Origin of the sequence: Clostridium sp. (genome assembly GCF_016650095.1) — a bacterium.
GTDB lineage: Bacteria > Bacillota > Clostridia > Clostridiales > Clostridiaceae > Clostridium_AD.
Genome location: NZ_JAENWL010000035.1, coordinates 1 through 15529, shown reverse-complemented (window position 1 = coordinate 15529; position 15529 = coordinate 1). Strand labels below are relative to the sequence as shown.

Sequence of the window (15529 nt, the reverse complement as noted above, 5' to 3'; positions counted from 1 at the left end):
TTAGTGCTTTAATTATTTCTGTTCCAAATATAAAGTAACTCATTCTTACAATAGCAAAAATACCTGATTTTACGACTGCAACTGCATGAAGCAGTGCACTAACTGGTGTTGGTGCCACCATTGCTGCAGGTAGCCAAGAATTAAATGGTACAAGGGCCGCTTTAACTCCAAAACCTAAAAACATAGAAACATAGCTTACTAAATATAGGGTTCTATTATCACTCGTTAATGCTGGCAAAATACCATGAGCATTAAATGTTGTATCACTTGTAATACTAAATATTAATATCATTCCAAGCAAAACCAACGTGGCCCCTCCAAATGAATATATCAGATACTTTTTTCCACTTTTTAATGCTTCTTTTGAATCTGCATGAATTACTAGGGGAAAGGTTGACAGGGTAAGAAACTCATAAAAAGCATAAAGTGTTATAAGATTTCCTGCAAAAGCAATTCCCATGGTTACCCCAAGTGTTGCAAGAAAAAAAGTATAAAATCTTTTTTCCTTACCTTCGTGTTTCATATATTCCATGGCATAAAATGCCGTAAAAGCCCATAAAATTGCAACTAATAGTGAAAACATTATACTTAATTTATCTATTCTAAAATAAATATCTAAAAACTCGTTTAACTTAAATAGGTGAACTCTACTTTCCCCAAATATATAAAATATAGTAACTAGAAAAATTAAATTTAATATAACGCCCGTGCCGACAAAGATATTTCTTTTCTTCTCATCAAATTTCTTAGTTGCCATAATTATTGCTAATATAAAAGGAAACAAAACTGGAATTATTATTGCGATATTATTCAATTCATAACCACCTCCTCTACTCAAATCCCAAACTAATTAAATTTATAATTCCTCTAGATGCTGCTCCCACATAAATCATTGAAACTACTAGAAAGATTACTGGCATTAATTCTTTTACAGGTTTACTTTTAGCTTTGTATACTTTACCTTTCAAATTTTCCTCTCCAAAAAATCCATTTATAACAATCGGAAAATAATATACTGCATTTAATAAACTACTAATCAAGATAACAGCAATTAGTATTGTATTTCCAGCTTCTATAGAAGCTAATGATAAGTGCCACTTGCTTATAAATCCAGGCAATATTGGGATTCCTATCATAGATAGAGCACATATAGAGAATAATCCCAAGGTTAATGGCATTTCTCTTCCTACCCCTCTCAGATGTTCTAAACTCTTTTCTCCTGTTTGTTCTATCATTGCGCCAACTAATAAAAACAAAGCTGATTTAGTTACGGCGTGCCCAATAATATGAAATATTGCAATAGAAACTCCTAAATTTGATCCAATCCCTATCCCTAAAAATATATATCCCATTTGCGCCACAGTAGAATAGGCTATAACTCTTTTTATATTCTTTTGAAAGATAGCAAAAACAGAACCTAATATCATACCTAAACCACCTAATACTAGTATAATATTTAAAACCGAATAATAATTAAGTATTTCCATTCCAAATACTCTATATAATATCTTAATTAAAAGTAAAACAAAAGCCTTTAAGACTAAAGAAGATAAAATCGCACTTGATGAGGTAGGTGCACTTGAGTGAGCATCTGGAAGCCAATTGTGAAGTGGAAACATGGCACTCTTAACTCCGAGACCAATAATAAATAAAACTATAGCAATCAATACTGCATTTGGGTAATTTAAGTAGCAGTTTATTAATTCTTCATGGATGTAACTCATATTTAAATGACCGGTCATTGAATACAAATAAGCAATTCCCATAAGTACAAGGCCAGACCCTAAGCAACTCATAATTAAATATTTCATAGTTGCTTTCATATTTTCTTTTTTGTCTTTAACAATAATAGTGCCACAGGACGCAAGAGTTCCTACTTCTATAAATACAAAACAGTTAAACAAATCATTAGAATATACTACGCCTAGTAACGAACCTATTAGAATGTTTATAAGCAAATAATATAAAGCTATCTTTGATTGCTTTATTTCCTTATCTATACTATAGATTGAATACCAAATTATCATAAGTGCAACAAATGTAAAAAGTAATCCCATCATAGCCTCAATTATTCCAATTCGAAATTCAATTCCATAAGGGGCGTCAAAATGTCCAATTCTATACAGATATCCACCCTTATTAATAACAAATATTAAATTTGTGGTGGCTAAAATCATGGCTATTGTCATTGATATTAAACTAATACCCTTAACAATCTTTATCTTCTTAATTAAAGGCATTGAAAACGCTGTAATAAACAAAATCAATATAATTACAAGTGGAAAACTTTCAATGGATTTCATATCAATCACTCCTCATCTTAATAATTTCATCTAATTCAATAGTACCGTACCCGTCATATAATTTTATTGTTAGCGCAAGGGCAAATGCTGTTGTGCTAACTGCTACAACTATCCCAGTAAGCATTAGAGCTGAAGGAAGAGGGTTGATGTACCCTTGAACTCCTTTATGTGATCCTATAATAATTGGAGCATCACGACCAATTATATATCCTTTCGCAATGAAAAATAAGAAGATTGCTGTGTCCATTATGTTCATTCCAATTATTTTTTTAATCAAATTATTATGCAATAATAGTATTGCAAACCCAACTCCAAACAGTATAATTGCACCAGTCTCATAATAATTATTTATTAGTCCCTCCATAATTAAATTTCTCCTCCGTCAAATAAAGTGAAAAAAAAGTATATAGTAATTGTCACAATAATTCCTACTAATACGTTTAGTGGCAATAAAAATCCGCCACTGAGAATATTACCTGGTGTTCCGAGGCTTGGCTGCGGGAATGCTAAATGATTTCCACCAGTTATAAAACTATACCCTTTTAATAGTCCATAAAACATAATCGATCCACAAAGATAAGTTATTAACCTTGAGTAAGGTAATTTTTTATCAGTGAACTTTTTACCATAAATTATTCTATATAAGATGAAACTTGTACCTATAATTGTTCCACCCGCAAATCCACCCCCTGGGCTTATATGTCCATAAAAAATCACATACGCTCCAAAAATCTGAATACAAGGTATTATCACTTTGCTTACCTCTTTTAAAATGGTACTTTTTATAATAGTTTCATAATTTTCTGTATCCGAATTGTTCTTTTCTTTTTTCAGAAGCAACAACACTATAATTGCAGCAGTAAATAATACACTTGCCTCAACAAAAGTGTCAAAAGCACGGTAATCTAAAATAATACCTGTAACAATATTCAGTGCGCCAGTATCCTCAGTTGTTTTCTCTATATAATAATGTGCCACTTCATTATTAGCAGGATTATCATATCTCCCAAATGTTGGAAGTTCATTAACTCCTAGTAGTAAGATTATAATTAATATTGTTGTAATCCCAATAGATAATATTTTTTTCATTTTCTTACTCCTTTAATTCTCTTTAATGTAAGTATAAATAAAATTGTAGTAATTCCCGCTCCTACTGCGGCTTCAGTTATTGCTAAATCTGGAGCATTTAACTGTTGCCATAGGATTGTCATGATAAGGCTATAAACCATAAATACTATTATTGCACCAAGTAAACTTTTCATAGCTGAAACGGCTACAGAAGCGCCTATTAAAAACACCAACATTATCATACTAAATATCTTCATGTTTTTTCACCCCATTTATTTTTGCAAGGGACGCTAACCTTGTATATTCTGCCTTCGCAATTAAGTGTGTTGCCGTCGGACTCGCAATCCACACAAATACAAGAATTAAGATAATTTTTAAACTAACCAAATTTAACCCTTCTAACATTACTAGTGAAGTTAGGCAAAGTATAGCACCTAATGTATCACATTTAGAAGCACTATGAGCTCTTGTAAATACATCTGGAAACCTTATAATACCTATTGTTCCAACCATGAAAAAGAATAAGCCTCCAAAGAGAAATATAGTAACAATAATATTTTTCATATATTTTTCCCTCCTGAATTTTCAATAAATTTGGATATTATAATAGAAGATAAAAAACTAATCAAAGCATATACTATAGCTACATCCACAAAATAAGTTTCATTTAGCAAAAATGAAACTATCAGAATAAGTACAATAGTTTTAGTCCCTATTACATTAATAGCAATAAGCCTATCTGCTGCGGTTGGTCCCTTGACAGCTCTAAACATACAAATAAAAATCGTAATTGATAAAAATAAAATAGAAAAAGTTAATAGTTTACTCATATATACCTTCCTCAATTTTCAAAATTATTTTTTCAAAGACTGAATTAGTTAAATCCTTCGAAAATTCTTCTTTTAAACAATGTACAATAATCTTATCTCTATCCATTGAAATAGTTAAAGTTCCTGGAGTTAATGTTATTGAATTAGCAAAAATTGTCTTACGAAAATCAGATTTTATTTTTGTATTAATTGTTACTATCTTTGGCGATATTAATATTCGAGGACTCAACACTATCTTTGCCACATTAATATTAGAAACAAATATTTCTTTTATCCATATAATTATATACGATATCCAACGTACATTATTTTTATTGAAATTTAATTGTCTTTTACCACACATCAAATCCTTATTTAAACTTGCAACTAATAAACTTATAATTATACCAATACAAATAGTTTCAACTTTTGCATTTTCTGATATAACAATCCAAAATAATAGATATAAATATGCAATCCAATAATTCATTTTAAAATCCTCCTATGAATTTTTCACTTACTTTACTTATATCACTAACGAGCAATAACCATGCCAAAATTTCTTACACAAAAAAAACAAAGTTCATAAACCACTTGAAATCAACGGTTTATAAACTTTATTTTTTTATTTCTAATAACTATACTATTGTAAAGATAATTAGTAATTTAGACAAAGTTCCAAAATGACACACTATGACACTATCTCCAGTAATTTTATGTAACACTTTGATACACATGTCTCATATTGATACAGTTTTTATAATTGTATAATCTAGTATCATATACTGTGTTCGTGTTAATCAATATACTGGCTGTAAAGTTAGCTTATTTATAAACTAATCTTATATTTTTCCATCTTTCTATACAGTGTACTTCTCCCTATACCTAATATTCTAGAAGCCGCTGCCATATTATCATTTACATCCATCAAGGTTTGCATAATAGCGTTTTTTTCAATTTGTTCTAATGTAAGTTGTTGCTTTATACCACTTAATTCCCCAATATTTTCCTTTTCGTTTATATAACTTGGTAAGTTCTTGCTTGTAAGTATACAATTGTTTTCTGCCACATTTAATACAAGTTGCATGACATTTTGTAGTTCGCGAACATTTCCGGGCCAATTATAATTAATCATACCTTGATAAAAGCTTTCACTAAGTTTTTTTATATGTTTTTCATTAGATTCGCTGAATTTCTCACAAAAGTAATCAATAAATATCTTGATATCCTCTTTTCTTTCTCTAAGTGAAGAAATATAAATTGGCATAACATTTATTCTATAAAACAAGTCACTTCGGAATTTTCCTAGCTCAACTTCTTTTTTTAAATCTTTGTTTGAGGCCGCTATAACTCTAACATTTATCGGTATAACATCATGCCCTCCAACTCTTACTACCATGCGTTCTTCTAAAACCCTAAGTAAACTTATTTGAGCATCTAGTGGCATATCTCCTATTTCATCAAGGAATATCGTCCCCCCATCTGCAAGTTCAAATTTTCCAGGATGTCCGCCTCTTTTAGCTCCAGTAAAAGCACCTTCTACATACCCAAAAAGTTCACTAGAAACTAGATCCCGAGGAATAGCACCGCAATTTAAAAATACAAATGGCCTATCTTTTCTTCTACTAGCATTATGGATAGCTTGTGTAAACATTTCTTTGCCTGTGCCACTCTCTCCTTGAAGTAATATTGTATCATCGGTCTTAGCAGCAATTGTTGCAAGTTTGATTGAATGAGTTATATTTTCACTTTTTCCAAATATATCATCAAAGGTAAATCTCGCATGAGCTCCAACAATTTTATTAATCATATTTAGAACAACTTTATTTTCTTTAAAAGTAATTACCACCCCACCTAAATCCGTAGACCTAAAAAGCTTTATAGGGGTGACGTTTACTATACAGGTCTTATTTCTACCCATTTTTGTCTTGAAATCTATTTCTTCCTCTTGATAATCTACTTCTTTATTTACAGCGTTTATAATACCCTTACCAGTATTAGTGGATAGCACATCCCCTACGTGCATATTTTTAATATCTTTTTCACTATATCCCAATAGTTTCCTTGCAAATCTATTCATACTAGATATATAGCCTTGATTATCTATTCTAATAATGCCCTCAGAAATTGATTCTGTAATTTGATAAAATTGTTCATTGACTATTTTCAATTTTTTATTAGAATGCTCAAGCTTCATTTCTTTTTCTATTGCCTTTGCTGCTGCTACTACCATCCCTAAAGTATGCGGATGTACAAATTCATAATTACCTGTGATACTCAATACCCCTAAAATTCCACCCTTTTCATCTTTTATAGGAGACGCAGATGAAGTCCATTTATGGTACTCATGTAAATAATGTTCGCCCCCAAGTACTTGTATTGGCTCACCAGATATTAATGAAATTCCTATAGCATTAGTGCCTATCACTTCTTCTTTTATATTATATCCATCTTGTAATATCTGAAATTTATGTTGTCGTATTAAGCTATCCTCTCCAAGATGATCTAATACATATCCATCTCTATCCGTTAGACGAATCATAAAGTTTGAATTTTGTATTAAATTGTACAGTGTTTGCATCAATGGTTTAGCTGTCTCTAATAGGGGTAGGAATTCTTTATACTTCTTTTTCAGATCATCTTCGCTCAGTTCAATTGAAAAATCATTTTTAAATGGATCTATACCATATGATTTACTTCTTTCCCAAGACTTAGAAATAATATCTCGAAGTCCTTTTTTATTTAGAATACCTTCAGAGATAAATAATTCCCATTTTTTTATAATATCTTCATCATTATCAAGAAGTTTTTTAGTTGGCAAATAACTCCTCCCCCTCATAGCATTACGATATAGTTATATTTAATTAATTATACCTATTACCATCTAATTTGTCTAATTTTATAAAGCACAAAAAACCACTTGGGAGCTCCAAGGTGGTTTCAAGTGTCATCGAGGGACATTCAAGTAAATAACAAGCCATTATACGAGTCTATTTCACGATATACTTTGTCTACAGAATCTAGTGATAGTATAACTATCAACAGACCCTGTCTCCTAGTCTATCGCGAAATATCCGTCGCATCTTTGACTTGTTATTTATTTTCATGCCCTTAAACAAAGTTATAGCTTTAATAATCTGAGCTTAATCATTATTTAAATTAATATGGCAGTATCCTCCAGGATTTTTTTGTAGATACTTTTGATGATAATCTTCAGCATCATAAAAACAAGAAAGTGGTTGCACTTCTGTAACTACTGGTTTATCCAGTCTACTTCTAACTTCATCCATTGTTTTTAATATAATGTCTAAATCCTTTTTATCAGTATAATAAATACCACTTCTATATTGATTGCCTATATCAGGTCCTTGTCTATTTGAAACAGTAGGATCTATTATTCCCCAGAATTTATTTAATATTATTTCTAGGGATACAATGGTTTCATCATAGCTTATTAAACAGGCTTCTGCATGCCCAGTGTTTCCATTACAAACCTCTTCGTATGAAGGGTTCTTCCTTGTACCATTAGCATATCCAACCTTAGTTTGTGCGATACCATTTATTTTTGACATATAAGCTTCTACACCCCAAAAACAACCTCCTGCTACAACAATATTATTCATAAATGCACCTCCATATTATATAAAATAGTTAGTTCAAATATATATTACTACAAATGCATTCTCTTTTCTCAGTAATTATAAATATTTATTTTTCGAAAAAAACTAATTTATTAAAATTACACTATTTGTTGCTTACTATCCAGAAACTTAAAATCCTCTGCTACAACTTCTGTAGTATACCTTTTTATCCCATCTTTATCTGTGTAACTATTACTAGAGAGTCTACCAGTTATACCAATTTGGCTTCCTTTTTTTAAATGCTTACACATGCTCTCTGCCGCACCATTCCATGCCACGATGTTAATAAAATCGGCTTCCGGTTGTAAATCTTTATGAGTTACTCTATTAATCGCCAATGTAAATCTAGTATAAAAACCTTTACCCTCATTAAAACTCTTAAGTTCCAAATCTTTTGTTATTCTTCCAATTATTGATACATTATTCATATATTATCTCTCCTTTTTATTAAAAATTCACTAAAGCGGCTTAATTAAACAATTCAGAAGAACTCTACTTCTGAATTATCATTAAATAACTTTTTAAAATTATTGACAATAAAAAGAGTTTCTATACAAACAAACGTTTCTATTAAAAAAATTATTCTTAATAAAATATTGAAGCTCTTATAATTTTAGATTCTTCTTGACTGATACTATAGATCTTAAAGTTTGAAGTGTTTTCTTTATCTATTCTAGTCACTAATGCTAAGTCACCTTCACTAAGATCGATTTTATCATTTGCTCCAAAAGCTATTTTTACATTACCCTTCACTATGTAAAATGCTTCTGTTATTTGATATTCCACATCATTTATATTATTGTATAACAATATATCTTTTAACTCTCCTCCATTAACAGAAATTGCTTCTAGTTTTCCCATGTAACCTTGCGCCATCATTAAATTAAAATCTATTACTTTACCAAAACTTGTTGTTTCCCATTCCCCACTAAAGCTGTCCTGTTCGAATGCTTTTAACACAGCATTATGATGTCCTTCATGTTCAAGAAGTATTTCCCCTTCTATAATCATAATAAGCCTATCTACACCTTTAAGCGATGTGAATGTAGATTGTTCTACTTCAACCTTAGCAGAACTCAGCCTCCATTTAAAATTTCGTTCACCATATAAAGAATTTTCCGGATAAATATAAAGCTCAGTCGTTGTACCACCAGACCATTCACTTGTTTTATGTTGTTTTTTTCTAATTATTTCAATATTGTGTGACATTTATAAATTCCCCCACTACAATCCTATTATTTTCTTCGAATTTCCAATTACAATTATATACCATACATAACTCAACATTGAAAGTATAATATTTTTTTATTTTTAAATTTTATTTTGCACCTATGCCCTTTTATTTCAAAGATTAAGTTATAATTTTAGTTTACATTTTAAATTTAGTTTACATAATATTAGTTATGGTAACTAATATTAAACAAGCATTAATATTCTTAGCTTTTTAAACAGGAAAATAGGGGTACTAAAATAATTTTTAGCACCCCTATTTTCCCTCTAGCAATGTTCAATAGAAAAAAATTAGGATCAATAGTAAAAATAATAGGATTTAAGTATATATTCAGCATTGTACTTATCACACAATTTTCTCAAATAGATCTTAACCTTTTCTTTATGTTCTATATCTAATATAAGCTTTTTAAAATGCATTTGTTCTCTATCAGATGCATAATCTTTGACATACCCCCAAACATGTTCTGCAGTATTTATAAAACTTCCATTATCTACATCAAAATTTATTATTCTATCCGTATATCTGTAGAATTCTTCAATAGTACAATTTTCTTTTACAAGTTTACTACACGCTTTGTAATATTTATAATTTCTTTCCATCAGTACATATTTATATTTTGCCCACTGCTTTTCTATAACATTCGACTTTGATTTATTATTTATGTTATCAATTATGAGATTGCATTTTATAGCAGAAATATCCTTATCTTTAACCTCTAGCATGATATCGATATTAAACTCTTTAACTTCTTCATAGTATTCTAAAAAGCTTTTAATTAATATAGTATTGGAATGTGCCCCTATCTGTTTATGCAAATTTTGCTGACTATAATGAACTTTTATGCTACCATCTTTTTCTTGCCATGTTTTAACTACCTCTTTCATTATTTCTTTTATCGGCACCTCCATTTTATGATTACACTGATGGTGAAGGTTATCAAATATTACTGGTATATTAATTCGCTTACTTACAAAAAATAAGTCATCAATATCAAATATTTTTCCATCATTTTCAATTACAAGTCTATCCTTCACAGAGGGCGACAATCTTTTAAAATTTTCAATAAACCTATTTATAGCAGCACTCTTATCACCATACCCTCCACCAATATGAAGTATTATCTTATTACTTGAATCGATACCTAGGGAATCAAGAAATCTAGCGTGATATTCTAAATCAATAATTGCTTTTGCTACAATCTCTTCTTTTTCCGCATTGAGTACTGTATACTGCCCTGGGTGCATAGAAACCCTCATGCCACTCTTTTTTATATATTCACCTATCTCATTTAATTCATTTTGAAAATGTTTATACCACTTAATTTCATTAATACTGTGACTTCCGAGTGGCACTATATCTGAACTTATTCTAAATAACTTTATATTATATTTTTCATTATTCGCGAGTATTGCTCTTAAATCTATTAGATTTTGCTCTAGTACCTCTAAAAACATCTTTTCAGAGAAATTTTTTAGTGTTAATCTTCTATTTGTTCTTGCATTTGTTGTAAGTGGTATGCATGCATATCCTATTTTCATGTCTTCCTCCTAGAAATATTTTATACTAATAAAAACTGTACGTCTCTTACCCTTTAATCTATAACAAATGTTGTTATATGTTAGACCCATAAATACCTTTGGTAAGAAACAAAAGATTAAGAAAGTGACTTTCTTAACCCCTTTATCCGCTGTTACACCATCTGAAAAGTCCGAAACAGAGTCAAAGGCCTAATTATAGCCTGATCTCTTTAATTATCCATGTAGCGCTGTTTATCATTATTTTCAGTTATCTCTAAACTTCCTAATACTTTAACCTCAAATAATTACTAACTTAAAATTTAGGCCATTTAATCTTTAAAATACATCAATTAAATCTCCAGCATTATTTTTCAACTTATCTATTGAGTGAATATATCGATTAGTAGTAGCTAAATTTTTATGTCCCGCAAAATCCCTGACTTTTTCTACTGTAGCCCCAGCTAAAATTGCTAGTGTAATAGCTGTATGCCTGGTAGAATGCACCTGTAACGCTTTATCTATACCTGCATTTTTGCATACCTTTTTTATCATGTAATTTAAAGTGCTTGCATCTAATTTTTCTTTATTATTGCCGTTAGTTGAATGACCAATAAATAAATACTCCTCCCCACTCTTTAACTTACTTCTTTTAGTAATCAAAATATATTGATTAATCATATCAAGAACGCTTTTTTGAAGTTTTACTATATCCTCTTTCCCACCTTTTCTCCTTACTTTTACTACATCATAACCCGTATGTGTGGTGATATGCTTTATTTTAATATTTATAATCTCAGATTTTCTTAAGGCAGTGGTTAAAGCAAGTGCTAATATAGTTTTATTTCTATGTCCTAATATAGTGGATGTATCTATACTATTTAATAGAACACTACACTCTCCTTTTGTTAAGAACTCAGTTTCTTTATTGTTTATAACTGGTTTTTCTTCTTTTAGATTTCCAAAAGGATTATACTTAATTATTTGAATATCTGTAGAATTGTCTTGGTATTTTAATAACCACTTATAGAGAGCACTCAATGATGATATTTTTCTATTTATAGTTGCAGACGACATATTTTTGTCCATTAACTTAATTATAAAATTTTGTGTATGTATTATAGACACCTTTTTAATATCTTCTATGGTGATATCAGAAATAGAATGCACACAAAAAAAATCTTTTATATCGCGTTCATAGCTTTTAGAAGTATAAATACTTTTCCTAGATTTAATTTCAAGAAAGTATAATATAAAGTGTTTATTATCTAAAATCACATCAGAATTACAATTTAATTCTATAAGATTACTTAGCACATATATTCTCCTTATTTTTTTATTTATATAAATTAAAAAAAACTGCAAACAGTAAGTTAGCAGCTTTCCTAAATTTACACACTATAATCATTCTTCTAGAGATATTATTAGGTTTACTATTTGTTCTAATGCTAATTTCTCATCAACACCATTAGCTATAACGTTTACAAGGTTATTAGGGCCAACTCCTAGAGATAAAATACCTATCAAGCTCTTAATGTTAGCCTTTTTACCCATATATTCTATACCTATATCTGATTTGAAAGAAGCAGCTTTTCTTACTAATAATGTAGCTGGTCTTGCATGTAATCCTTTAGGATTACTAACCATAACTTCTTTTGTTACCAATTCACTTCACCTCAATACTTTAATAATAGTATGAGTTAATATATAACAGTTTACTATTAACTCATAATATCATAATATCATTAAAAAGTCTGTAAATCAATTTTAAATATTAGAAGCGAACTTTGCTATTCTATCAAGTCCATTTTTTATATTTTCCATTGAAGTAGCATATGAGAGTCTAACAAAATTATCTACTCCGAATGCTATACCTGGTACAACAGCAACTTTTTCTTTTTTAAGTAAAAGTTCTGAAAAAACAATTGAATCACTTATAACTTTTCCGTCTATAGATTTATTTAAAACATTGCCTATATTAACCATAACATAAAAAGCACCTTCAGGTTTCATGCAAGATAAATTATTAATATTATTAATTCTTTCTACCATGTAATCTCGCCTTATCTTAAATTGTTCAATCATTTTGATTACTCCAGCCTGCTCTCCATTTAAAGCTTCAACTGATGCATATTGAGCAATTGAGTTAGGGTTAGAAGTAGTATGACTTTGAATGTTAGTCATTAATTTCACTACTTCTGTGCTACCAGCAGCATAACCGATTCTCCATCCTGTCATTGCATACGCTTTAGAAACACCATTAATTACAATAGTTCTATTATATGCATCCTCAGAAATACTTGCTATACTAATATGACCATTACTTCCATATAACAATTTTTCATAAATTTCGTCTGATATTATGATTAAGTTGTTTACTTTTGCAAACTCAGCAATTTTTGTAAGTTCTTCCTTTGAATATACTGTTCCTGTAGGGTTATTTGGACTATTTACTACTATTGCTTTAGATTTAGAAGTTAATGCCTCATTAAGATTTTCGATTGTTAACTTAAATGCATTAATTTCTTCTGTTTCTACATAAACAGGTTCTCCGTCTGCTAATTTAATTAACTCTGGATAACTTACCCAATATGGTACTGCAATTAAAACTTGGTCTCCCGGATTTAAAATAGCCTGAAATACATTCGCTAAGCATTGCTTTGCTCCAGTTGAAACTATAATTTGGGAAGGCACATAAGTTAAGTCATTTTCTTTATCTAATTTATTAATTATTGCTTGCTTTAACTCCATAATTCCCGAAGCAGGAGTATATTTGGTCTTTCCTTCTTGGATTGCTTTAATTGCTACATCTTGAATATTTTTGGGTGTATTAAAATCAGGTTCACCAGCCCCAAATCCTATGACATCTATTCCATCAGCCTTCATTTTTTTAGCTTTTGCTGTTATATCTAATGTTAAGGATGGTGCTATTTGTTCCGCTTTTTTAGATAATATCATTTTTCTTACCTCCAATATGTATTTTTTGTATATTCTTATATTAGTTCTATTTAAATTGGACAATTGAATTATTAAATTCATTTCCAAAAAAATAACGTAGACCCGCTGCTAGTGCTCCTGAATTAGGGCTTGATTTTGCTGAGACTTTCAATACTTCCATATTAAACCTCCTATCAGTACATTTAATTGCTATATTTGTATTATTCTACAAACATAAAAAAAATCCTCTTAAAATTTGGAAAAGCTCTAAATTTCAAGAGGATTTTAATATTATATTGGTTTATTTAGCATAATCAATCGCTCGAGTTTCCCTTATTACATTCACTTTAATTTGGCCTGGGTACTCTAATTCATTTTCAATTCTCTTAACCAAATTTCTTGCCATTTCAACAGCGCCAGCATCATCTATTATTTCTGGCTTAATCATAATTCGAACTTCTCTTCCAGCTTGAATAGCATACGATTTTTCTACACCTTCATATGAATTCGCAATTTCTTCTAATTTTTCCAATCTTTTGATGTAAGCTTCCAATGTTTCTCTTCTTGCACCTGGTCTTGCAGCTGATATAGCATCAGCTGCTTGAACGAGTATTGCTTCAAGAGATTGTAACTCAACATCACCATGATGTGCTGCAATAGCATTTACTACACTAGGTAATTCATGGTGTTTTTTAGCTATTTCTGCGCCTATAAGTGCATGTGGTCCTTCTACCTCATGGTCTACAGCTTTACCTATATCATGAAGCAGTCCACATCTTTTAGCGAGTGTTGGGTCAATTCCAAGTTCAGAGGCCATAAGTCCAGCTAAATATGAAACTTCTATAGAATGCTTTAATACATTCTGTCCATAACTAGTTCTGTATTTAAGTCTTCCAAGTAACCTGATAATTTCCGAATGAAGACCATGTACTCCAGTTTCAAAAGTTGCTTGTTCTCCTTCTTCTCTTATATCGCTATCAACTTCTTTTTTAGCTTTATCTACCATTTCTTCAATTCTAGCAGGATGAATTCGCCCATCCACTATTAGCTTTTCAAGTGCTATTCTAGCAACTTCACGCCTTATAGGATCAAATGCTGAAAGAATTACTGCTTCTGGAGTATCATCTATTATTAAATCTACGCCTGTAAGAGTTTCTAGAGTTCGAATATTTCTACCCTCTCTACCTATTATTCTTCCTTTCATCTCATCATTAGGAAGCGAAACCACATGAACTGTTGTTTCTGCAACATGATCAGCTGCACATCTTTGAATTGCATAAGTAATAATTTCCCTTGCTTTTTTATCTGCTTCCTCTTTTGCTTTAGTTTCAATTTCCTTAATCATAATTGCAGCGTCGTGTTTGATTTCTTTTCTAATTTCATCTAACAAGAGTTGTTTAGCTTCATCAGCTGTTAAGCATGATAATCTTTCTAATTCTTCCCTTTGCTTTGTGTATAAATCTTGTACACTTGCTTCTAACATCTCAATTTTTTGTTGCTTTTTATTAATATTTTCTTCTTTTCTCTCCAGCACGTCACTTTTTTTATCTAAAGATTCCTCTCTTTGGATGTTTCTTCTTTCTAACCTTTGAACTTCATTACGTCTTTCTCTTGATTCTTTTTCTAAATCAGTCCTAAGTCTGTGAGCTTCTTCTTTAGCTTCTAAAATAGCTTCTTTCTTTTTCGATTCGGCATCTTTTACACTTTCGTCGAGAATTCTTTTAGCTTCTTTTTCAGCCCCAGAAATATTTGCTTGAGATATATTTTTTCTCCAATAAATTGCAACAAAAATACCTACTAAAACAATCACAATAGCGCAAGCTATTATGAGTATTGTTTGATTACTCATTGATTATCAACACCTCCTTTGCTTATTTTCAAGTCTATTAAGAGTAAACATGAAAGCTAGAAAAGGTGCTATATTTATTCAATTTGGTAACAATTTTAATATGCTAAACCAGTATTTGTATTTATTTTATATTACTTTTCAATTAATGTCAAGATTATAACATTTAAATAAGTT

General features: G+C 30.2%; 17 protein-coding genes. All 17 read right to left on the bottom strand.

Annotated features, from left to right (window positions below; translation table 11 throughout):
• Positions 1-814, bottom strand: an 814-nt coding sequence (locus JJE11_RS03945; protein WP_291632948.1) for a proton-conducting transporter membrane subunit, incomplete at its 3' end; no start/stop codon positions are given.
• 16 nt (positions 815-830) lie between these two features.
• Complete coding sequence (locus JJE11_RS03940) at positions 831-2303, bottom strand: proton-conducting transporter membrane subunit (protein WP_291632947.1); 1473 nt, start codon at positions 2301-2303, stop codon at positions 831-833.
• Between the two features lies 1 nt (position 2304).
• Positions 2305-2667, bottom strand: a complete 363-nt coding sequence (locus JJE11_RS03935; protein WP_291632946.1) for a sodium:proton antiporter — start codon at positions 2665-2667, stop codon at positions 2305-2307.
• A gap of 2 nt (positions 2668-2669) precedes the next feature.
• On the bottom strand, positions 2670-3392 hold the full coding sequence (mbhE, locus tag JJE11_RS03930; protein ID WP_291632945.1) for a hydrogen gas-evolving membrane-bound hydrogenase subunit E: 723 nt from the start codon (positions 3390-3392) through the stop codon (positions 2670-2672).
• Positions 3389-3628, bottom strand: a complete 240-nt coding sequence (locus tag JJE11_RS03925; RefSeq protein WP_291632944.1) for a hydrogenase subunit MbhD domain-containing protein — start codon at positions 3626-3628, stop codon at positions 3389-3391. The genes mbhE and JJE11_RS03925 overlap by 4 nt, the downstream gene beginning before the upstream one ends.
• Positions 3615-3935: a monovalent cation/H(+) antiporter subunit G gene (mnhG, locus tag JJE11_RS03920; protein ID WP_291632943.1), complete on the bottom strand. Its 321-nt coding sequence runs from the start codon at positions 3933-3935 to the stop codon at positions 3615-3617. Before mnhG ends, JJE11_RS03925 begins: the two co-directional genes overlap by 14 nt.
• Positions 3932-4201, bottom strand: coding sequence for a monovalent cation/H+ antiporter complex subunit F (locus JJE11_RS03915; RefSeq protein ID WP_291632942.1), 270 nt, complete (start codon positions 4199-4201; stop codon positions 3932-3934). Before JJE11_RS03915 ends, mnhG begins: the two co-directional genes overlap by 4 nt.
• Complete coding sequence (locus JJE11_RS03910; RefSeq protein WP_291632941.1) at positions 4194-4670, bottom strand: Na+/H+ antiporter subunit E; 477 nt, start codon at positions 4668-4670, stop codon at positions 4194-4196. The genes JJE11_RS03915 and JJE11_RS03910 overlap by 8 nt, the downstream gene beginning before the upstream one ends.
• Positions 4671-5009: 339 nt before the next feature.
• On the bottom strand, positions 5010-7001 hold the full coding sequence (locus JJE11_RS03905) for a sigma-54-dependent Fis family transcriptional regulator (protein WP_291632940.1): 1992 nt from the start codon (positions 6999-7001) through the stop codon (positions 5010-5012).
• A gap of 322 nt (positions 7002-7323) precedes the next feature.
• Positions 7324-7803, bottom strand: a complete 480-nt coding sequence (msrA, locus tag JJE11_RS03900) for a peptide-methionine (S)-S-oxide reductase MsrA (protein WP_291632939.1) — start codon at positions 7801-7803, stop codon at positions 7324-7326.
• Between the two features lie 116 nt (positions 7804-7919).
• Complete coding sequence (locus tag JJE11_RS03895) at positions 7920-8249, bottom strand: single-stranded DNA-binding protein (RefSeq protein WP_291632938.1); 330 nt, start codon at positions 8247-8249, stop codon at positions 7920-7922.
• A 157-nt stretch (positions 8250-8406) separates the two neighbouring features.
• The gene (locus JJE11_RS03890) at positions 8407-9030 is read right to left on the bottom strand and encodes a HutD family protein (protein ID WP_291632937.1); all 624 of its coding nucleotides are present in this window, start codon (positions 9028-9030) and stop codon (positions 8407-8409) included.
• Positions 9031-9348: 318 nt separating this feature from the next.
• Positions 9349-10593, bottom strand: a complete 1245-nt coding sequence (uvsE, locus tag JJE11_RS03885; protein ID WP_291632936.1) for a UV DNA damage repair endonuclease UvsE — start codon at positions 10591-10593, stop codon at positions 9349-9351.
• A 315-nt stretch (positions 10594-10908) separates the two neighbouring features.
• Positions 10909-11886: a tyrosine-type recombinase/integrase gene (locus JJE11_RS03880; RefSeq protein ID WP_291632935.1), complete on the bottom strand. Its 978-nt coding sequence runs from the start codon at positions 11884-11886 to the stop codon at positions 10909-10911.
• An 87-nt stretch (positions 11887-11973) separates the two neighbouring features.
• Complete coding sequence (locus JJE11_RS03875; RefSeq protein ID WP_291632934.1) at positions 11974-12234, bottom strand: HPr family phosphocarrier protein; 261 nt, start codon at positions 12232-12234, stop codon at positions 11974-11976.
• Positions 12235-12336: 102 nt separating this feature from the next.
• A complete protein-coding gene (locus JJE11_RS03870) occupies positions 12337-13527 on the bottom strand; it encodes a pyridoxal phosphate-dependent aminotransferase (protein WP_291632933.1) in 1191 nt (396 codons plus the stop codon).
• A gap of 280 nt (positions 13528-13807) precedes the next feature.
• A complete protein-coding gene (gene rny, locus JJE11_RS03865) occupies positions 13808-15355 on the bottom strand; it encodes a ribonuclease Y (protein WP_291632932.1) in 1548 nt (515 codons plus the stop codon).
• Between the last annotated feature and the right edge of the window lie 174 nt (positions 15356-15529).